Source organism: Achromobacter pulmonis (assembly GCF_002885955.2).
Lineage (GTDB): Bacteria > Pseudomonadota > Gammaproteobacteria > Burkholderiales > Burkholderiaceae_B > Achromobacter > Achromobacter pulmonis_A.
The window spans coordinates 619082-636539 of sequence record NZ_POQS01000003.1 but is presented as its reverse complement, the minus strand read 5'-3'; the positions used below and the strand labels follow the sequence as shown (position 1 = coordinate 636539).

The window sequence follows — 17458 nt, the reverse complement described above, 5'->3', positions numbered from 1 at the left end:
CATTCCGCCCCCACCACCAAAATACAGTCTGAAGTAGTCCGAGTTAGGCTCCAATCCCCGCAGAAGTCAACACTCTGCGGTTTTTTTTCGTCCCTGGCGCAATGCCAAACGGTGAAAGCCCTGACAACATGCCTCGCCGATTCATCGACGACCAATGAGAGGCAAGACGGTCACGGCCGTTCCAGAATGCGAGGTCCCGGACCTTCCGCCCCCAGTGCATCCTGAGGATTACGCAAGGGACATTCTTCCAGCGACAGGCAACCGCAGCCGATACAGCTATCCAGTTCGTCACGAAGCCGCGTCAGCTTCTTGATGCGTTCGTCCAGACTCGCGTGCCAGTGCGAGGACAACTCCCGCCATTGCTCAGCAGTGAGCTTGCTTCCCGCCGGGAAGCGACCAAGGGCCTCCTTGATTTCCTCCAGTGGAATGCCCGTGCGTTGAGCCACCTTGATCACTGCGATATGGCGCAATACGACTGAAGCGAAGCGACGCTGGTTGCCGGCGTTGCGCGTGCTTATGATCAGCCCTTTCGTCTCATAGAAATGAATCGTGGAAACCGGCACGCCGGCACGATGGGCCACCTCCCCGACCGTGAGTAAGCGAGAAAAATCGATCGGTTTCTTTACGTTCACGGCTTGACCTCAAGTTTGCTTGAGGTTTTATAGTCCGCGTCGCCCATCCTGGCAAGCTCATCCGATTCTTCTGCAGTGAACACGCATGCAACTCTTTATTTTCAAAATATTGGACAGCCGCTGGCTGTGGATCTTCGCGCGCATTCTGCTGGCGGCAGTATTCATTTCATCCGGGTTAAGCAAGTTGCTTGATTTCCAAGGGGGGCAAGCTGAGATGCGCGCGGCCGGGTTGCAGCCGGATTGGCTGTTCAACATAGCGACCATCTCGGTGTTGCTGGGCGGCTCGGTACTACTGTTGATCGACCGTGCGCTATGGCTGGGAGCCGGGGCGCTGATCGTGTTTCTCCTGCTCACCATTCTGGTCGTACATCGCTTTTGGGCCCTCGAGGAGCCCGCGGCGACGCAAGCCATGTACTGGGCCTTTGAGCACATATCGCTTGCCGGAGGGTTGCTGGCGGCTGCGATCGCCAGCCGCTCCCGCAGGCGCCTGCATACGGCGCTGGAACTCTATTACGGTGCGACGTCGCGTTGAAGCAGAGGCAGCCAGAAGGCGGGCGATTCTGGTTGCAACTACAGCATTGGCCGCCACGGTCGGCTGGGCGCGGGGCATGTCCGCCCCCGCCAGGATTGTTGCCATCAAGGCAACACGATGATCCCCCACCCAGGCCTTCTGCCCCCTCCCTCCCCGCCCTACGATGCGTCCGTAGTCAACCAATCGAGGGAATCACCATGAGTCAACGTCTGAATGCCTATGCGCAATCGCCCGAGTTGTTCAAGAAGTTCGTCGAGTTCGGCCTGCTCTTGAAATCCGGCGCGATCGAGCAATCGATCCTGTCCCTGGTGGAGATCCGCGCCTCGCAGATCAACGGCTGCGCGTTCTGCCTGGATATGCACGTGAAAGAGGCCAAGATTCGCGGCGAGCGCGAGTTGCGGCTGCACCATGTGGCGATCTGGCGGGAATCCACCGAGTTTTCGCCGCGCGAGCGTGCCTGCCTGGCCTGGACCGAGGCGCTGACGATGCTGGGCGCCCATGGAGTGCCCGACGAGGTGTACGAGCGCGTACGCACGCAGTTGTCTGAAAAGGAGATCTCCGACCTGAGCTTCGCGGTCATGGCGATCAACGGCTGGAACCGCCTGAATGTGGGTTTCCGGACGGTGCCCGGTTCGGCGGACAAGGCATACGGCCTGGACAAGGCCAGGTTCAACTGAGGAGTCATCATGAAGATCCTGGTTATTGGCGGGACGGGCCTGATCGGTTCCAAGCTCGTGAAACTGCTCGACGAGCGCGGGCACGAGGCGATTGCCGCGTCGCCCGCGACCGGCGTCAACACGGTTACGGGCGAAGGCCTGGACGCGGCGCTGGCGGACGTGGATACGGTGGTCGACGTTGCGAATTCGCCGTCGTTCGAAGACCGCGCCGTGCTGGAGTTTTTCCAGGCCTCGGGGCGCAACCTGATGGCGGCGGAGGCCCGGGCCGGCGTGCGGCACCACGTCGCGCTGTCGGTGGTGGGCACGCAGCGCCTGGCGGAAAGCGGTTATTTCCGCGGCAAGATCGCGCAGGAAGCGCTGATCGCGGCGGCCGGTATTCCCTACACCATCGTGCACAGCACCCAGTTCTTCGAGTTCCTGGGCGGTATTGTGCAGTCGGGCACGGAGGGCTCGACGGTGCGGCTGTCGCCGGCCTTCGTGCAACCCATCGCGTCCGATGACGTGGCGCTGGCCATGGCCGACGCCACGCTGGCGCCGCCGGTGAACGGCATCGTGGAGATCGCCGGACCGGAGCGGGTGCGCCTGGCCGAGCTGGCGCAGCGCTACATGGCCAGAACGGGCGACACGCGCAGCGTGCAGGCGGACGCCGACGCGCGGTATTTTGGCGCGCTGCTGGATGACGATACGCTGGTGCCGGGACCCGGACCGCGGCTGGGCAGGATCGATTTCGAAACCTGGTTCAGCCGTGCGGGCGCAGGCAGGTAGCGGCGGGCGCAAGGACCTTTATGGGCAAGCTGCGGCCGCCTCCCCCAAGTCTCCTCGTGAAGTACCGGGGCGCGGATTTCCAGCCTCTGTACACGACCAGCGTGACGGTGCGCGGCGGGGAGGCGGCGCACGGCCGGGCCTCGGGCATGGCGATTTCGGACGACGGCGAGCTGATCGTGGAGCTGCGCCTGCCGGTGGAGCTGGGCGGCACGGGCGGGGGCACGAATCCGGAGCAGTTGTTCGCCGCCGGCTATGCCGCGTGCTTCCACGGCGCGCTCAGCATGCTGGCGGAGCGCGCCGGCGTAGCCATCCCGGACGCGTCGGTGACGGCCACGGTCTCGTTCGGGCGCGACCCGGTGGACGGCTTGTTCGCGCTGTCCGCGGATATCAACATCCACCTGCCGGGCGTGCCTACGCCGGTTGCGCAGGAGCTGGTGCGCAATACGGAGCGCCTGTGTCCTTATGCCAAGATGGCGCAGGGCGGAATCGCCAGCGTCGTGGCGCTGAGCCAATAGCGGTCAGGCCTGTTTCAACAGCAGGCTGTCGATGGTTTGCAGGTCGAGCGCGCGTATGCGTTCGGTCATGAAGTCGATGAACACCCGCATGCGCGCCGGCAGATGCTGGCGGCTGAGAAAGCACAGGTAGTGCCCCCGGTCGTCGGGCGCGTATTGCGGCAGGCACTGGACCAGGGTGCCGGCGCGCAGATGTTCGCATACCTGGTAGCCGGCCATCTGGGCCAGGCCGTGGCCGTCGAGCACTGCCTGCAGGACGAGATCGGCATCGTTGAAGGTGAGCATGGCGGGCGGCGCGAACTTGCGCAGCTGGCCGCCGACCTTGAATTCCCATTCGTATACGCGGCCCGACGCCAGCAGGAAATTGACGCAGCCGTGGTCCGGGAGCGCTTCCACGCTGTCCGGCAGCCCGTATCTGGCGGCATAGGCGGGCGAGGCGCACAGCATCATCTGCATCGGAATCACTTTCTTGGCGATCACCTGGCTGTCTTCCATGCGGCCGTTGCGGAACGACACATCGACACGGTCCGTGGTGAAGTCGGTCGGGCCGTCATCCAGCAGCAGCTCCACGGATATGTTGGGGTTGGCCTGGCGGAAGTCTCTCAGCAGCGGGGCGACGACCTTGCGGCCGAAGCCCACGGTGGAGCAGACGCGCAACTGGCCGGTGGGCGGGCCTACACGCAGGTCGCGCATGTCGTCCAGGGCCTGGATGATGCGTGCGACGCCGGGATGGCACTGGTCATAGAAGCGCTTGCCTTCCACGGTCAGCGAAGTGCTGCGCGTGGTGCGCACGAAGAGCCGGGTGCCGAGCTGGTCTTCGAGCTTCTGCACGCTGCGGCTGACCGCCGAGCGGCCGATGCCGAGCCTGTCGCCGGCCTTGGCGAAATTGCCTTCGGCGGCGACGGCCATGAAGGCCACGACGCCTGCGTAGCTGGTCGCGAAACTATCGGCCAGGGAATCGGGACCGTTTGCGCGAGGGGAAACCGGGGGAGCGGGAATGGGAGTAGGCATGGTGGCGGCGCCGCGAGTGGGTTGTTCCTAGCTCCTAAGACGTTGGACTCCCGGATTTTGTGACGCGAACCCGAAAAAAAAACCGGCCAGCCCCCGGCACATGACGCCGGGGACTGGCCGGGATGGGGGTTATCGCCGTCCCTTATTCGATGGGGATCAGGGCAGGCGCGCCCTTGTTCTTGATCAGCACGACCACGAACCTGGCGGGCTCGGTCTGGCTGGCGTTGCGGCCCACGGTGTGGATGTCGTCAGGCCCTTCGTAGAAGGTCTGCCCCGGGGTCAGGGTCACTTCCTTGCCGCCCTTGACCTGCATGACGACGCTGCCTTCGAGCACGTACACGAAGGCCGAGGCGTCGTGGCGATGCAAGGGGTCGGCCGCGCCAGGCGGGTAGTCGACGAGAAGCATCAGGGCATTCTTGCCGGGAATGTCCGGCAGGTCCTTGCTCATCAGTTCGGTGACGACGGGGTCGGCCGGCTTGCCGGCGGGCGTGGCATGGTGCGAAGCCGCATAGGCGGGCCGGCCCAGCAGCGCGCCGGCGGCGATCAAGGGCAAAGCGAGTTTGGTGAGTGTCGACATGGCCTGTCCTGGTCGGAATGGAGACTGGCCCATGTTAGGAGCGGCCGCGGCGGCGCGGTAGGCGCGCGCGAGGGATCACCATGTTGCCTGCCGCGCACCAAAACCGGTACGGGGAACGCGTCAGCGCTGCGCCAGGGCCGCCGCGATGCGGGCGAGCTTGTCCGGATTGCGCTGCACCAGTACCCGGGTCAGGCGCCTGCCGTCTGTTTCGTAGGACTGCACGGATTCGAGTTCGCCGTCGATGAAACGCAGCAGCGTCCATTGCCCGTTGACCTGAACCACCTCGGTGCTGAGGGCGTCGCGGTAGCGGCGTTTGCCGGCGTAGAACAGCTGGGCCAGCCGCTTGCCGCCCACCAGGCTGGCGAAACTCGTGGCCTTGCCGCCGCCGTCGCCGATGAGTTCGGCGTCGTCGCTCAATAGCGCGTGCAGGCCGTGGAAATCGCTGCGCTGCATCGCGTCGGCGAAGGCCAGCAGCAGCCGTTGCAGCGTAGCGCGCAGCACGGCCTCGCGCGGGGCGCCCTGGCGCAACTGCAGCCTGGCCCGCCTCACCAGCTGGCGGACCGCGGCCTGGGATTTGCCCAGGGTTTCGGCGATGTCCTCGTATTCCGCGTCGAACACCTCGCGCATCAGGAAGGCCGCGCGGGCGTCGGGCGTCAGGCGCTCCAGCATGAACAGAAAGGCCACGGACACGTCGTCGGCAAGTTCGTGGATCTGTTCGGGCGTGGACGGAGCCGCCATCAGCATCGGTTCCGGCAGCCAGACGCCGACGTAGTTCTCGCGTTCGGCCTTGGCGGCGCGCAGGCGGTCGATGGACAAGCGCGTCGTGACGGTGACGAGCCAGGCCTCGGGGTTGTCCAACGCGGCGTGGTCGGCGCCATGCCAGCGCAGCCATGCGTCCTGCACCACGTCTTCGGCTTCGGCCACCGAGCCCAGCATGCGATAGGCGATCGCATACAGGCGCGGACGATGGCGGTCGAACAGGGTCACGGAGCCGGTCATGGAATGGGCCAACGCCAGCAGGCTAGGGAGCGGGAAGCAGGCTATTTTGCCGCAGCGGTCCGGGCGCGACAAGATCATTCCCCAGTTGGCGCTTTGACGCACATTGGTGCGCGTCGCACAACAACGTGCTTCCGGCTGCGTGCCTACCGCGCGGGAAACCCCGCACCTACCATGCCCTCACCGCTTCCCCACGCAGCACCCTCTTCCTGGAGATATCGCCATGTTCGCCATAGAAAACACCGAATCCATCGATCTGGTTCCTTCGCGCTACGCGCTGCAGATCGGCGACATCGACGCGCTGGTCGTCAGCGACGGCGTGCTGCCGCTGCCGACCGCGACGATGGCCACCAATGCCGCCCCTTCCGACCTGGCGGCCTGGCTGGAGCATATGTTCATGCCTCCCGATGCCTTCGACTGGCCGCTGAACGTGATGGCGGCCCGCAGCGGCGATCAAACCATTCTTATCGATGCGGGGCTGGGCGGACAATTTGCAGGCTTTCCGCGCGCCGGGCAGTTTCCGCAGCGGCTGGAATCCGCCGGCATCGCGCTGGAATCCGTGACCGACGTGATCGTCACGCACATGCATATGGACCACGTGGGCGGACTGCTGGTGCCCGGCGTCAAGGAGCGGCTGCGTCCGGACGTGCGCATCCACGTGTCCGCCACCGAAGTGGCATTCTGGACCTCGCCGGACTTCTCGCACACCGTCATGCCCAAGCCGGTGCCCGCGGTGCTCAAGTCCACCGCCACCAGCTTCTACAACGAGTACCGCGATCGACTGCGCCTTTTCGAAGACCGGCATGAGGTCGCGCCGGGCGTCATCGTCCGCCTCACCGGCGGACACACGCCGGGGCATAGCGTGGTGGACCTGATCTCCGGCGGCGAACGGCTGACCTTTGCCGGCGACGCCATCTTCCCCGTCGGGTTCGACCATCCCGAATGGCACAACGGCTTCGAACACGACCCCGAGGAATCGGCGCGCGTGCGCATCGGCCTGTTCCAGGAGCTGGCGCAGAACCGCGGGCTGCTGGTCGCCGCGCATCTGCCGTTCCCCTCCGTGGGCCGGGTCGCGGTCGACGGCGATGCGTTTCGCTGGGTGCCGGTTATCTGGGATTTCTGACCGCGTTTAATCAGGTGCGCGCGACGCGGCCGGCATCGTGCTGGCCCGAGGGACCGGGGTTCGCCGCCCATACTCCGCGATGAGGGGATAATACGCACCCCGCCACATTACCGAGGCGGGGCTGCAAACGCTTATTCACTCATTTACGGAGGAACCTCACTTTGCCTAGCGCCATGAAAATCGTTGCCATGAGCGGTCTTGCACTTGCCCTCGCGGCGTGCGGTAGCGCCAAGGACGCCAACAAGAGCAACTTTGGCAAGGCCGTTCAGGCCTATCTGGATACGCAGAAGGGCCTGTGCGCCGCCATCCCCGGCAAGGGCATGCCGTTCACCGTGAGCAAGCAGGAACTGTTCGGCCAGCAGAACCTGGTGCGCGCCGACGCGCTGGTCGATGCCGGGTTGCTGACCAAGCGCGACACCGAGGTCAAGGCGATGTTCGGCAACAAGATGGAGCCGGCCACGGAATATCAGATCACCGACATGGGCAAGAAGTACCTGGTGGCCGAAGGCGCCAACACCATGGGGCGGCACGATGCGTTCTGCACCGGCAAGTACTCGGACGTGGAGATCCAGAACTTCACCGAGCCGAGCGACATGATGGGCATGAAGGTGTCGCGCGTGAATTTCCGCTACAAGGTGAAGGACGCGGCCGACTGGACCAAGACGGAAAGCGTGCGCGCGGCCTACAAGAATATTGCGGATCAAACGCAAGGCGATATCGAGGGCAAGGCCGCTCTCGTCCTGACCAATGACGGTTGGATGCACGAGCGGTTGTTCAAGGGTTGAAGCGTTGAATCGGCGTGCGCCGCATCTCTTTCGATGAGGCCCATCCTTTTGCACGCCGTCTCCGGCCTGGAACCGGTCTGAAAAAAACCGGCCAGGCCCATTGCCCGTTCGCGGGGGACATACATTGGCGCCACGCCCACCTGGCCGGCAACGAACTTTGCAGAGTTGCCGGCCATCAGGTGGCGGTTGACCAATCTAACCCCACGTACCGCGAATGGCAGGCGCGAACACTCATATCGGGTGCGGCCTGAACCGCTATGGCGGTCAGCGACAGGAGCAGTTCAAGTGTCCGATATTCGTTCGCCCGGGCGCCGCCCAGCCTGCGGCGGTTGCCGGTTTGTGTGCAGAAGAAAGCGTCGCGAGTATTGCCGGAGAGTCAGACATAAGCGGCTGCGCTTATGTGCGCCGCCGAGGATAGGCGATCGCCATGGATGCCCCGGACGGAGTCGGAGAGGCCTTCGGCATCTAGGCCGGCGCTGCACGCCATCGCACTGACGACGCGCTTGCCCTCGAACAGAGCCACCTCCAGGTGGCTCTATCGTTTCTGCGCAGAGATTAATTAGCGCTGATATTCGCCGCCTTCACCACCTTGCCCCAGCGGTCCAGTTCTTCCTTGGTGTAGGCGCCCAGTTCCTTCGGGTCCATGTAGCGGGCTTCGGCGCCCTGCTCGGCGGCCTTTTGGCGGAAGGCCTCGGTGGCCATGATTTTCTTGATTTCGCCGGACAGTTTGTCGACGACGGCGGGCGGGGTGCCGGCCGGCGCGTACATGGCGAACCAGGAGGAGACGATGAGGTCGGGATAGCCGGCTTCGGCGGCGGTGGGCACGTCGGGCAGGCCGGGCAGGCGCTTGTCGCCGGTGACGGCCAGGGCGCGCAGCTTGCCGGCGGCGATGTGGCNCGGCGGTGGGCACGTCGGGCAGGCCGGGCAGGCGCTTGTCGCCGGTGACGGCCAGGGCGCGCAGCTTGCCGGCGGCGATGTGGCCCAGCAGCGGCGGCGGCGTGGTGATGGTGAGGTCGACGGCGCCGCCGAGCAGGTCGTTCAGGGCCGGGCCGGTTCCCTTGTAGGGGATGTGGGTGATCTGGATGCCGGCCATCTGGTTGAGCAGTTCGGTCGCGACCTGCTGCAGCGAGCCGTTGCCCGAGGAGGCGTAGTTGAGTTTGCCGGGGTTGGCCTTGGCGTAGTCGACCAGGTCCTTCAGGGTCTTGATGGGCAGGTCGGGGCGCACGACGATGACCTGCGGGGCCGAGAGCACGTTGGCGACAGGCGCGAAGTCCTTGATGGGGTCCCAGCCCACGTTGGGCGAGACGTGCGGGGTGATGGCCTGGAAGCCCGAGTATTGCAGCAGCAGGGTGTAGCCGTCGGGCTGGGCGCGGGCGACCATCTGGCCGGCGATGCCGCCGGAGGCCCCGGGCTTGTTGTCGACGACGACGGTCTGGCCCAGGGCCTGGCCCAGCGGCTGGGCGATGAGGCGGGCGGCGATGTCGGTGGTGCCGCCGGGCGCGGCGGAGACGATGAGCGAGATGGGGCGCTCGGGATAGCCGGCGGCGTAAGCGGCGGTGGCGCCGAGGACGGCGGCGGTGGCTAGCGCGGCGCTTAGCAGACGGTGCTTGGCAAGGTGCATGGTGAGTCTCCTGTTTGTTATGGATGTGTGGATGGCCGCGGGCTCAGGCGGCGGGGAAGCGTTCGGCCAGCCAGGCCGGCGGCTGATGGGTGGCCAGGCGCGGGCCGGCCGTGAGCAAGGGGTTGGTCAGGGCGCGCTGCACCAGGCCGGGCAGGCCGCGCACGATGTCGAGCAGCGGGGCCAGCTCGACGCCGGTGGCCACGCCCATGCAGTCGAACATGTGCACGAGCTCTTCGGTGTTGACGTTGCCGCTGGCGCCGGGCGCGTAGGGACAGCCGCCCAGGCCGCCGGCGGCGGCGTCGTAGCGGGTGACGCCGGTCTGCCAGGCGGCGATGGCGTTGGCCAGGGCCATGCCGCGGGTGTTGTGCAGGTGGACGGTGAGCGCGGTGCGCGGCAGTTCGCGCTGGAAGGTCTCGCACAGCTGCGCGACCTGGGTCGGGTAGGCCATGCCGGTGGTGTCGCACAGGGTGATGCCCTGGGCGCCGGCGTCGGCCAATTGCCGCGCAAGCCGCATGACGTCGGCGGCGGGCACGTCGCCGTCGAAGGGGCAGCCGAAGGCGGTGGACAGCGATACGTTGCAGGGCACGCCGGCGTCGCCGGCGCGGCGCAGGATGGCGGCCAGTTCGTCGAAGGACTGGGCGCGCGTCATGCGCAGGTTGGCGCGGTTGTGGGTTTCGCTGCAGGACATGACGAGGTTCATTTCGTCGGTGCCGCATTCCAGCGCGCGTTCCAGGCCGCGGATGTTGGGGATGAGCGCGGTGTAGACGACGCCGGGCCGGCGCGCGATGCGGCGCATGACGTCCTGGGCGTCGGCCAGGGCCGGGATGGCCTTGGGCGAGGTGAAGCTGGTGACTTCGATGCGGGCGAAACCGCAGGCGGACAGGGCGTCGACGAAGGCGACCTTGTCGTCGGTGGCAACCAGGGCGCGTTCGATCTGCAGGCCGTCGCGCGGGCCGACTTCGTTGATTTCGATGCGTTGCGGGCCGTTCATGCGATCACTCCCCGGGCGCGCAGGCCGGCGCGCTGCTGCTCGTCGAGGCCGGCGGCCTGCAGCACGGCGTCGGTGTGTTCGCCCAGCTGCGGGGCGCGTTCGCGGATGGCGCCGGGGTTGTCCGACAGGCAAGGGAAGACGGCGGGCATTTCGACGTCGATGCCGCTGGCGGCGCGCAGGCTGGCGATGGCGCCGCGGGCGCGGTAGTGCGGGTCTTGCGCGATGTCGGCGACGCTGTAGATGCGCCCCGCCGGCACGCCGGCCTCGCGCATGGCGTCGAGCACGCCGTCGATGTCGCGCTGGGCGGTCCAGGCGCCGATGACGGCGTCCAGTTCGTGGGCGCGGCGCGCGCGTCCGTCGTTGTGGGCGAGGTCCGGGTCGGCGCCGAGGTCGGCGCGCCCGATGCGCTGCATGAGGCGCTGGAAGATGGCGTCGCCGTTACCGGCGATGAGCACGTAGCCGTCGCGGCAGGGATAGGCGTTGGACGGCGCGATGCCGGGCAGCGCGGCGCCGGCGGGTTCGCGCACCGCGCCGAAGACGGAGTACTCCGGCAGCAGGCTTTCGCTGAGGTTGAAGATGCTCTCGTAGAGGGCCGCGTCGATGACCTGGCCCTGGCCGCCGCGCGCGTCGCGCTGGTACAGCGCCAGCAGCACGCCCATGGCGCCGTGCAGGCCGGCGATGGTGTCGCCCAGCGAGAGGCCGGCGCGCACCGGGGCGCGGCCCGGCTCGCCGTTGAGGTAGCGCAGTCCGGCCATGGCCTCGCCGATGGCGGCGAAGCCCGGCTCCTGGGCCTTGGGGCCGGTCTGGCCGTAGCCGGAGATGCGCAGCATGATGAGGCGCGGATTGAGCGCGTGCAGCGTCTCCCACGACAGGCCCCATTTCTCCATGGTGCCGGGGCGGAAGTTCTCGATCAGCACGTCGGCCTGGGCGGCCAGCTGGCGCACCAGGTCCTGGCCTTCGGGCTGGCGCAGGTCGACGCAGACCGATTGCTTGTTGCGCGACTGCGCTTCCCACCAGACCGAGGTGCCCTCATGCAGCAGGCGCCATTTGCGCAGCGGATCGCCCTGCCCCGGCGGCTCGATCTTGATGACCTGCGCGCCGAAGTCGGCCAGGGTCTTGGCGGCGAAAGGCCCCGCGATCAGTTGCCCGAGTTCCAGCACCCGTATGCCGGCCAGTATCTGCCCCGCCATGTCGTCTCCGTGTCTGTGGCTTGATGTGGAGAGGCAGTTTGCGGGCAATCGCCGCCAGGCGGGTATGGGCGAATGGGCAAGGGGGTTTTCGCGGATGGAGAAAGGGCCGCGGCCTCAGCCCGTCTGCCGGGCCAGGCTGGCGACCAGCAGGCGCGCGGCCACGGGCAGGCTGTCCGGGTCGCGCACGCCCAGCAGCAGGCGGCGGCGCGACCATTCGTCGGTCAGCGCGATGAGGTGCAGCTGCATGGAGCGCGCATGCGGTTCGGCGGCGATGCGCGGCAGGATACCGATGCCGCCGGTGGCCGCCACCATGCGGCAGATGGCGTCGAAGCTGCGCACCTGGATGCGGAGGCGGATGGTTTTTTCGAGGCGTGCGCTTTCGTCGGCCAGGCGGGTGGCCAGCGAGGTGGCCGGCGGCAGCCCGACGTAGTCGTAGTCCAGGGTGTCGGCGAACGCCACCTGGGCGTGCGCGGCCAGCGGGTGGCGCGGCGGCGTGATGAGGACGAGTTCGTCCAGCCGGTACGGCACGGTGGTCAGGCCGGCGGCGGGCGTGCGGTCGGCGAAGATGCCGACGTCGGCGCGGTTCTCGGCCACGGCGGTGACGATGTCGCTGCTGTTCTGCTCTTCGAGCTGGATGCGCACGGCCGGATGGCGCTGCATGAAGGCGGCCAGGTCTTCGGGCAGGAACTGGGTCAGCGAGGAGGTGTTGGCGGCGATTCGTACCTGGCCGCGCACGCCCTGGGCGAAGTCGGACAGCACGCCGGCCATCTGCTCGACTTCCTGCAGCACGCGCTGCGCGTGCGCCAGGCAGGTCTGGCCGGCGTCGGTCAGTTCGACGCCGGCCGCGGTGCGGTACAGCAGCGGCGTGCCAAGGGCGTTTTCCAGGTCGGAAATGCGCTTACTGGCCGCGCCCACCGCCAGGTGCGACTGGCGCGCGCCGGCCGAGATGCTGCCCTGGCGCGCCACGGCGACGAACAGGGCCAGCGTGACCAGGTCGAAGCGGGCTGGATTCATGGTGTGGGCCGTTGAGAGTCAGGCGGCCCGATTTTATAGAAAACTAGCCGGCAAAGCCTCCGGCGGCTAGAAAGGCGCGCTCGGGCGCGGTGGTTTCGCGCAGCAGCAGCGGGTTGCGATGGGGAAACTTGCCGAAGCGCCGGATGATCTCGCGGTGTCCTTCCGCATGGGACCGGGCGGCCGCGCCCAGCCGGGCGTTGAGCTCGACCGACAGTTCCTGGTCGGCCAGGTTTTCCGAATGCGCGAACGGCAGGCAGAAGAACAGTTGCAGGGCCGGCTCGGCCTGTTCCATGTGGCCGCGGGCGATGGCCTGGCGCGCGACGCGCAGCGCCAGGCCGTCGGTGGCGTACATGTGGGCGGTGCCGCGAAACGCATTGCGCGGGAACTGGTCCAGCAGGATCAGCAGCGCCAGCGAGCCGTGGGCGTCGCGGCTCCAGTGTTCGCATTGGCCGCGCGCGGCGGCCAGGTGCAGGTCCAGGAAACGCGCGCGGAAGGTCCGGTCGAATTCGGGATTCTTGTCGAACCAGTGGCCCGCGCGCCCTGCTTCGCGCCAGAAATCCACCACCTCGCGGATTCGCCGGCTGTCGGCGTCTTTCATGGTTCAGCCCCGCGACAACTGCCACGCCGCGGCGACGGCCAGCGCGGCGGGCACCGCGAACACGATCAGCAGGATGGGCAGCTCCTGGCGCACGCTATAGCCGGCGTGCGCCACGCCCACCCACATGTTGACCAGCGCCACCGCCAGCCAGGCCGGCACGAAGGCCTTGGCGGCCAGCGCCATCCCGGCGGCGCTGGCGCCCCAGAGCCAGCCGAACAGCACGAAGACGGCAAGCAGCGCTACGCCGCCCAGGATGACCGCTGCCATGTGCATGGACGCTCTCCTTACTTGGTCGTGTAGCCGCCGTTGATCAGGATGGTCTGGCCGGTGATCCACCAGCCGTCGCTGACCAGGTGGCGGATGAAGGGCACCACGTCCTCGATGTCGGTCAGGCCGGTCTTGCTGAAGGGCGACAGCGCGGCGGCCGACTGGTGATAGGCCACCGCGTCGGCGCCTTCCTGGCCGTAGAAGAACGGCGTGTCCATCGGGCCGGGGCCGACCGCGGTGACCGAAATGCCGCGCGCGCCGAATTCCTTGGCCGCCGCGCGCGTGAAGTGCTCGACCGGGGCCTTGGTGCCCGCGTAGGCCGAATAGAACGGCGTGAACGCGCCCAGCAGCGAAGTCACCAGCGTGCAGATCTTGCCGCCGTCGTTGACGTGCTTGCCCGCCTCTTTCAGGAAGAAAAAGGCCGACTTGCCGTTGACCGCCGCCATCTCGTCGTACTCGGCCTCGGAGATCTCCGAGAACGGCTTCTTGAGCACCTTGCCGACCGTGTTGATGGCGATGTCCGGACGGCCCACCGCGGCCACGGCGTCGGCGAACAGCTTTTCCATCGCGCCGGCCGAGGTCAGGTCGCCCTGCAGCGCCACGGCCTTGGCGCCGGCCTGTTCCACCGCCGCCACGGTGGCGTCGGCCTCGGCCTTGCTCGCGGCGCTGTTGTAGTGGATGGCGATGGCCTTGGCGCCCTGCGCGGCCAGGTCGCGGGCGATCAGGCCGCCCAGGTTCTTGGCGCCGCCGGCGATCAGGACCACTTTGCCTTGGATGCTGTGCTTGGACATGGGATTTCCTTGTCGTGGTGAGGGAGTGCAGCCACTTTATTCGCTGGATTTATCCCAATAAATACGGTAGTTATGTCTACACTATCCAGGATTCATTACCAATCAAGCCCATGGACCGCATCGACCAGCTCCGCATCTTCATCCGGGTCGCCGACAGCGGCGGGTTCACCCTGGCCGCCGACCAGCTCGGCCTGCCCCGGCCCACGGTATCGCTGGCGATCCAGCAGCTGGAGGCCAGGCTGGGCACGCGGCTGTTCAACCGCACCACGCGCCGAGTCGGCCTGACGCAGGACGGCGAGGCCCTGCTGGAGCGCGCCGTCGCGCTGGTGGCCGACACCGAGGAACTGGAACAGCGCTTCCGGCCGCAGGCCCAGGCCCTGAGCGGCCGCCTGCGGGTGGACCTGCCCAGCCGCATCGCGCGCCGCCAGGTGGCGCCGGCGCTGCCGACGTTTTTCGAGCAGCACCCGGGCATCGAGCTGGACCTGGGTTCCAGCGACCGGGCCATCGATCTGGTGCATGAAGGCATAGACTGCGCGCTGCGCGTGGGCGAGCTGCCCTCCAGCAGCCTGGTGGCGCAGCCGCTGGGCACGTTCCGGCTGATCAATTGCGCCAGCCCCGCCTACCTGGCGCGCCACGGCGTGCCGCGCACCCCCGCCGACCTGCCGCGGCACCTGGCGGTCAATTACGCCACGCCGAACTATGGCCGCGCCGCCGCCTGGGAATGGGAGGAGCATGGCAGGCTGCAGACGCTGACCATGCGCGCCCAGGTCTCGGTCAACAACGCCGAAACCTATATCGCCTGCTGCCTGGCCGGCCTGGGCCTGATCCAGATCCCCGCCTTCGACGTGCGCGAGCATCTCGAAGCCGGCGAGCTGGTGGAAGTCCTGCCCGGCTGGGCCGCGCCGGCCATGCCGGTGCAGATCGTCTACCCGCACCGGCGCCATCTGTCGCGCCGCGTGCGCGCGTTCAACGGATGGCTGGCGCAGGTGCTGGCGCCTTGCCTGGCGTAGCCGGGCGCGCCGCGTTTCAGAAGCGCTCGGCGCTGGCGCCGGCCGTGCGGTAGACCTCCGTCACGTCGCAAAGATCCGCCTCGTCGACGGAAATGCCCTCTTCCCGCAGCACCCGGCGGACGATGGCGAAGCACGCCGCGCCCGTGGGAATGCCGCAGTAATGGCCGATATGCAGCAGCACTTCGCGCAGTTGCGCCAGCGGTACGCCGGTGCGCAGCAGCGCGTTGCGCACGTGGCGCTCGAATTCCTCCATCTGGCCGGCGCCCGCAAGCATGCCCAGGCTGATCAGGCTGAGCGTGGGGCGGTCGATGACGCCGCGCGACCAGGTCCCCGCCCAGCTGGCGTTGGTCACGTACATATTCCACGCACGGTCGAGTTCGCTCATCCGGGTGGCCAGCGTTTCCACGTGCTCGTCGCCCAGGACGGCGCGGCGCGCCGCGCAGCCGGTCGGGTCAAAATCGGATTTCATTGCGGTTCCTCCGGCGTTGCGCCGTCCTGTCCAATAGTTGGTTCACGCAGCGCCAGCCGCGCGCGGCGACTGCCGCCGGCGGCTGCGCGCCGTATTCGGCATTGAAAACTTCGACGGCGATGTCGCCGGCATAGCCGCGCGCCGCCAGCCCCCGCAGCACCGGTTCCAACGGCGCGCTTCCTTCGCCCGGAAACAGGCGATGGCCCCGGCTGACTTCGCGCGGCGTCATGCCGCCGGCGACGAAGTCGCTGATCTCGACCAAAAACAGCTTGTCCAACGGAATCTCGAACACGTCGGGGATCTCGCCCTGGATAAGCGGATGAAAAACGTCCAGCTGCAATCCCAGCGCGCCGTGGTCCACGGCCGCGATCAGCGCCAGCGCCTGCCGCCAGGACGACACGTGCGGCGCCCAGCAGATAGGTTCGTAGGCCAGGCGCAGGCCGCGCTGCGCCGCCAATTCCGCCGCCTGCCCCAGGTCGTCCGCCAGCCTGCCGCGATCGCCGGAGGCTTGCGCGTCGACATTGGCGGCCAGCGTCACGATGGGGCTGCCCGCCAGGCAAGCGAGGTCCATCATGCGGCAGGCGATGTCGAACTTCAGCTGGCGGACCGGCCCGCGGTAGCCTTCGAGATTGCGGATGGCTTGAAAGGCCGACACGGCCAGGCCCTGGTCGCGCAGCACGCGCAAGGCCACCTCCGGGCCTTCCAGGTGGTCGAACAAATCCCTGGCCCACAGCTCGGTGGCCTCGAAGCCCGCCTGCCGGATGGCCGCGGCCTTGTCAGCAAAACTGCCCGCCAGCGTGGCCGTGGTGAATGCGAGCCGGTTCATGCCGTTGCGCCCTCCCCGGGTCCGGCCGGCAGCACGCGCAGCCGGCGGTAGTCCCGCAGTATTTCCAGCATCTTCGCACGGGTATCGACCCGCTCGACGAAACCGTGGCCGCGCAGTTTTTCCAGGGACATGGTCTGGTCCCACTGCAGCGCCAGGGTGGCGTCCATGAAGTTCCAGTCCACCAGCTTGACGATGTCCGGCTGCGCAAGCTGCTGCGATTGCGCGAGCCGGGCCCAGGCCGGCTGGAATTCCGGCATCCGCTGCGCCAGCCCGAGCGGTTCGGGCGGCCCGGCCGTCATGCCGAAGCATGCGGCGATGGCGGGCCAGACGCTCTCCCAGGAAAACGTATCGCCGTTGGCGACGTTGAAGTCGCAGCCCTGGGCCGCCGGCGTGGTCGCGGCCCAGACCATCGCGTCGCTCAGCAGGCCGGCATCGGTGCAATCGATGCGCGCCATGCTGGCCTCGCGGCTGGCCGGAAAGGGCAGCGCGCGCCGCCCCGAAGCCTGCATCGCGGCGGCGTAGACGCCGATGCCCAGCATGAGGTTGCTGGGGCTGCCCACCGCCAGGCCCGTCACGCAATGCGGCCGCAGGGTCGCCCAACCCCAGGCCCGCCCACGCTGGCGCTGCGCCAGCAGATCGCGCTGTTCGTAATAGAAATGCGGCTTGTCCGGCCGCGGATCGCTCTCGCGGGCCGGGGTCGGAAAAGGCCCGTCCACCGAGCCGTACCACTTCAGGCCGTGCACCAGCTGCACGTGCCGCAGCGAAGGCCAGTCCTGGATGCCGTCCAGCACGCGCGCCAGCGCCGCCACGTTCTGCTCGCGCCCGATCACATAGCCGTCCTGCCACACCCTGGCCAGGAAGAACACGTGGGTCACCTCGCGCAGGTCCGCCAGCGCCGCGACCGAAGCCGGGTCGCAGACGTCCAGCGCCAGCGGCGTGACGCCGGGCTGCGGCGATGCCGGCAGGCGGCGCTGGGTCGAGATCACGCGCCAGTCCCCGTCGCGCAACAGGCGTTGCCGCAGATGCCCGCCCACCAGCCCCGAACCGCCCACGATCAAAGCCGTCTTCATG

General features: G+C 67.7%; 20 protein-coding genes and 1 pseudogene. 7 read left to right on the top strand and 14 right to left on the bottom strand.

The annotated features are described in order from the left end of the window. Positions 1 to 170: 170 nt before the first annotated feature. Positions 171 to 632 (bottom strand): redox-sensitive transcriptional activator SoxR, encoded by a 462-nt coding sequence (gene soxR / locus C1I89_RS14250; protein ID WP_102773416.1) that lies wholly within the window; start codon positions 630 to 632, stop codon positions 171 to 173. A gap of 85 nt (positions 633 to 717) precedes the next feature. Here soxR and C1I89_RS14245 point away from each other — a divergent pair, with 85 nt between their 5' ends. The 4 genes from C1I89_RS14245 (at position 718) to C1I89_RS14230 (ending at position 3121) form a co-directional block, all read left to right on the top strand. Further along, positions 718 to 1164, top strand: a complete 447-nt coding sequence (locus C1I89_RS14245; protein ID WP_102773415.1) for a DoxX family protein — start codon at positions 718 to 720, stop codon at positions 1162 to 1164. A 197-nt stretch (positions 1165 to 1361) separates the two neighbouring features. Then, on the top strand, positions 1362 to 1841 hold the full coding sequence (locus C1I89_RS14240; RefSeq protein ID WP_102773414.1) for a carboxymuconolactone decarboxylase family protein: 480 nt from the start codon (positions 1362 to 1364) through the stop codon (positions 1839 to 1841). A 9-nt stretch (positions 1842 to 1850) separates the two neighbouring features. After that, a complete protein-coding gene (locus tag C1I89_RS14235; protein ID WP_102773413.1) occupies positions 1851 to 2606 on the top strand; it encodes an SDR family oxidoreductase in 756 nt (251 codons plus the stop codon). Between the two features lie 20 nt (positions 2607 to 2626). Next, entirely contained in the window at positions 2627 to 3121 is a 495-nt protein-coding gene (locus C1I89_RS14230; protein ID WP_102773412.1) for an Ohr family peroxiredoxin, read from the top strand. Positions 3122 to 3124: 3 nt separating this feature from the next. Here C1I89_RS14230 and C1I89_RS14225 read toward each other — a convergent pair whose 3' ends face one another. The 3 genes from C1I89_RS14225 to C1I89_RS14215 all read right to left on the bottom strand — a co-directional run bounded on the left by C1I89_RS14225 (position 3125) and on the right by C1I89_RS14215 (position 5705). Beyond that, positions 3125 to 4129, bottom strand: coding sequence for a LysR family transcriptional regulator (locus C1I89_RS14225; RefSeq protein WP_102773411.1), 1005 nt, complete (start codon positions 4127 to 4129; stop codon positions 3125 to 3127). A 142-nt stretch (positions 4130 to 4271) separates the two neighbouring features. Next, complete coding sequence (locus C1I89_RS14220) at positions 4272 to 4706, bottom strand: cupin domain-containing protein (protein WP_102773410.1); 435 nt, start codon at positions 4704 to 4706, stop codon at positions 4272 to 4274. Positions 4707 to 4826: 120 nt separating this feature from the next. Beyond that, positions 4827 to 5705, bottom strand: a complete 879-nt coding sequence (locus tag C1I89_RS14215; RefSeq protein WP_102773409.1) for an RNA polymerase sigma-70 factor — start codon at positions 5703 to 5705, stop codon at positions 4827 to 4829. A 220-nt stretch (positions 5706 to 5925) separates the two neighbouring features. On the opposite strand from C1I89_RS14215, the gene C1I89_RS14210 reads away from it, so the two are divergent. Then, positions 5926 to 6825, top strand: a complete 900-nt coding sequence (locus tag C1I89_RS14210; RefSeq protein WP_102773408.1) for an MBL fold metallo-hydrolase — start codon at positions 5926 to 5928, stop codon at positions 6823 to 6825. Positions 6826 to 7013: 188 nt separating this feature from the next. Further along, complete coding sequence (locus C1I89_RS34490; RefSeq protein WP_258231426.1) at positions 7014 to 7610, top strand: hypothetical protein; 597 nt, start codon at positions 7014 to 7016, stop codon at positions 7608 to 7610. A gap of 555 nt (positions 7611 to 8165) precedes the next feature. Here the strand turns inward: C1I89_RS34490 and C1I89_RS14200 are convergent. From C1I89_RS14200 to C1I89_RS14170, 7 genes and pseudogenes are all read right to left on the bottom strand, one after another. After that, positions 8166 to 9231, bottom strand: a pseudogene (locus tag C1I89_RS14200) (Bug family tripartite tricarboxylate transporter substrate binding protein). 43 nt (positions 9232 to 9274) lie between these two features. Next, positions 9275 to 10222 carry a hydroxymethylglutaryl-CoA lyase gene (locus C1I89_RS14195; protein WP_102773407.1) on the bottom strand — a complete coding sequence of 316 codons (948 nt, stop codon included), beginning with the start codon at positions 10220 to 10222 and terminating at the stop codon, positions 9275 to 9277. Beyond that, the gene (locus C1I89_RS14190) at positions 10219 to 11412 is read right to left on the bottom strand and encodes a CaiB/BaiF CoA transferase family protein (RefSeq protein ID WP_181390949.1); all 1194 of its coding nucleotides are present in this window, start codon (positions 11410 to 11412) and stop codon (positions 10219 to 10221) included. The genes C1I89_RS14195 and C1I89_RS14190 overlap by 4 nt, the downstream gene beginning before the upstream one ends. A gap of 114 nt (positions 11413 to 11526) precedes the next feature. After that, complete coding sequence (locus C1I89_RS14185) at positions 11527 to 12426, bottom strand: LysR substrate-binding domain-containing protein (RefSeq protein ID WP_102773405.1); 900 nt, start codon at positions 12424 to 12426, stop codon at positions 11527 to 11529. 43 nt (positions 12427 to 12469) lie between these two features. Beyond that, entirely contained in the window at positions 12470 to 13024 is a 555-nt protein-coding gene (locus tag C1I89_RS14180; RefSeq protein ID WP_102773404.1) for a DUF924 family protein, read from the bottom strand. Between the two features lie 3 nt (positions 13025 to 13027). Beyond that, positions 13028 to 13297, bottom strand: a complete 270-nt coding sequence (locus C1I89_RS14175) for a hypothetical protein (protein ID WP_102773403.1) — start codon at positions 13295 to 13297, stop codon at positions 13028 to 13030. An 11-nt stretch (positions 13298 to 13308) separates the two neighbouring features. Continuing rightward, on the bottom strand, positions 13309 to 14082 hold the full coding sequence (locus C1I89_RS14170; RefSeq protein ID WP_102773402.1) for an SDR family oxidoreductase: 774 nt from the start codon (positions 14080 to 14082) through the stop codon (positions 13309 to 13311). Positions 14083 to 14192: 110 nt separating this feature from the next. On the opposite strand from C1I89_RS14170, the gene C1I89_RS14165 reads away from it, so the two are divergent. Continuing rightward, positions 14193 to 15092: a LysR family transcriptional regulator gene (locus C1I89_RS14165; RefSeq protein ID WP_102773401.1), complete on the top strand. Its 900-nt coding sequence runs from the start codon at positions 14193 to 14195 to the stop codon at positions 15090 to 15092. Positions 15093 to 15108: 16 nt separating this feature from the next. Here the strand turns inward: C1I89_RS14165 and C1I89_RS14160 are convergent, their stop codons facing one another. The 3 genes from C1I89_RS14160 to C1I89_RS14150 are packed head-to-tail and all read right to left on the bottom strand — an operon-like array spanning position 15109 to position 17457. Further along, the gene (locus tag C1I89_RS14160) at positions 15109 to 15561 is read right to left on the bottom strand and encodes a carboxymuconolactone decarboxylase family protein (RefSeq protein WP_102773400.1); all 453 of its coding nucleotides are present in this window, start codon (positions 15559 to 15561) and stop codon (positions 15109 to 15111) included. Then, on the bottom strand, positions 15545 to 16387 hold the full coding sequence (locus C1I89_RS14155; protein ID WP_181390948.1) for a sugar phosphate isomerase/epimerase family protein: 843 nt from the start codon (positions 16385 to 16387) through the stop codon (positions 15545 to 15547). Before C1I89_RS14155 ends, C1I89_RS14160 begins: the two co-directional genes overlap by 17 nt. Then, on the bottom strand, positions 16384 to 17457 hold the full coding sequence (locus C1I89_RS14150) for an NAD-dependent epimerase/dehydratase family protein (protein ID WP_108627533.1): 1074 nt from the start codon (positions 17455 to 17457) through the stop codon (positions 16384 to 16386). Before C1I89_RS14150 ends, C1I89_RS14155 begins: the two co-directional genes overlap by 4 nt. Position 17458: the final 1 nt, after the last annotated feature.

Coding starts and splice junctions, on each gene's coding strand:
- C1I89_RS14210 (WP_102773408.1), top strand. CDS start 5,926: ATGTTCGCCATAGAAAACACCGAATCCATCGATCTGGTTCCTTCGCGC.
- C1I89_RS14165 (WP_102773401.1), top strand. CDS start 14,193: ATGGACCGCATCGACCAGCTCCGCATCTTCATCCGGGTCGCCGACAGC.
- C1I89_RS14180 (WP_102773404.1), bottom strand. CDS start 13,024: ATGAAAGACGCCGACAGCCGGCGAATCCGCGAGGTGGTGGATTTCTGG.
- C1I89_RS14215 (WP_102773409.1), bottom strand. CDS start 5,705: ATGACCGGCTCCGTGACCCTGTTCGACCGCCATCGTCCGCGCCTGTAT.
- C1I89_RS14245 (WP_102773415.1), top strand. CDS start 718: ATGCAACTCTTTATTTTCAAAATATTGGACAGCCGCTGGCTGTGGATC.
- C1I89_RS14230 (WP_102773412.1), top strand. CDS start 2,627: ATGGGCAAGCTGCGGCCGCCTCCCCCAAGTCTCCTCGTGAAGTACCGG.
- C1I89_RS14225 (WP_102773411.1), bottom strand. CDS start 4,129: ATGCCTACTCCCATTCCCGCTCCCCCGGTTTCCCCTCGCGCAAACGGT.
- C1I89_RS14190 (WP_181390949.1), bottom strand. CDS start 11,412: ATGGCGGGGCAGATACTGGCCGGCATACGGGTGCTGGAACTCGGGCAA.
- C1I89_RS14240 (WP_102773414.1), top strand. CDS start 1,362: ATGAGTCAACGTCTGAATGCCTATGCGCAATCGCCCGAGTTGTTCAAG.
- C1I89_RS14150 (WP_108627533.1), bottom strand. CDS start 17,457: ATGAAGACGGCTTTGATCGTGGGCGGTTCGGGGCTGGTGGGCGGGCAT.
- C1I89_RS14195 (WP_102773407.1), bottom strand. CDS start 10,222: ATGAACGGCCCGCAACGCATCGAAATCAACGAAGTCGGCCCGCGCGAC.
- C1I89_RS14220 (WP_102773410.1), bottom strand. CDS start 4,706: ATGTCGACACTCACCAAACTCGCTTTGCCCTTGATCGCCGCCGGCGCG.
- C1I89_RS14160 (WP_102773400.1), bottom strand. CDS start 15,561: ATGAAATCCGATTTTGACCCGACCGGCTGCGCGGCGCGCCGCGCCGTC.
- C1I89_RS14170 (WP_102773402.1), bottom strand. CDS start 14,082: ATGTCCAAGCACAGCATCCAAGGCAAAGTGGTCCTGATCGCCGGCGGC.
- C1I89_RS34490 (WP_258231426.1), top strand. CDS start 7,014: ATGAGCGGTCTTGCACTTGCCCTCGCGGCGTGCGGTAGCGCCAAGGAC.
- C1I89_RS14155 (WP_181390948.1), bottom strand. CDS start 16,387: ATGAACCGGCTCGCATTCACCACGGCCACGCTGGCGGGCAGTTTTGCT.
- C1I89_RS14235 (WP_102773413.1), top strand. CDS start 1,851: ATGAAGATCCTGGTTATTGGCGGGACGGGCCTGATCGGTTCCAAGCTC.
- C1I89_RS14175 (WP_102773403.1), bottom strand. CDS start 13,297: ATGCACATGGCAGCGGTCATCCTGGGCGGCGTAGCGCTGCTTGCCGTC.
- C1I89_RS14185 (WP_102773405.1), bottom strand. CDS start 12,426: ATGAATCCAGCCCGCTTCGACCTGGTCACGCTGGCCCTGTTCGTCGCC.